Below are 433 nucleotides of genomic sequence, written 5' to 3'. Positions count from 1 at the left end.
TACACAAAAGATAAGAGCAGAACTTGTGTTTGGACTATATCCGGATATTAAAAAAGCTTACAAACTATCCCAAAAGCTATCCAAAATCTATAATCAAAATAAAGACAAGATAATTGCATTTACCAAACTTGCAAAATGGCATGAAGAAGTAAGATTAGCAGGATTTAAGTCATTCAATACTATATCAAGAACTATAGAAACTCATTATCAAACCATCCTAAACTATTTTGATAACAAAAGCACAAATGCCTCAGCTGAATCATTTAATGCGAAAATCAAAAACTTCAGATTGCAACTTCGGGGAGTAAAAGACAGAACTTTTTTCCTATTCAGATTATCTAAAATTTTTGCGCAGTCCTCAACTTTTGGTATTGATCCGATGAACCGAGGTCAAAGGCGATGAACCGGGGCCAAAGGCCGAACACATCGCACT

At 34.9% G+C, this 433-nt stretch carries 1 protein-coding gene; it reads left to right on the top strand.

From position 1 onward, the window contains the following. Positions 1–403 (top strand): transposase (locus ACLI1A_RS19575; RefSeq protein WP_411410384.1); only part of this gene is annotated, 403 nt, incomplete at its 5' end. Positions 404–433: the final 30 nt, after the last annotated feature.

Origin of the sequence: Flavobacterium sp. RHBU_3 (genome assembly GCF_046613565.1) — a bacterium.
Taxonomy (GTDB): domain Bacteria; phylum Bacteroidota; class Bacteroidia; order Flavobacteriales; family Flavobacteriaceae; genus Flavobacterium.
The sequence above is the reverse complement of the archived record's forward strand: the minus strand, read 5'-3'. Positions and strand labels throughout refer to the sequence as shown.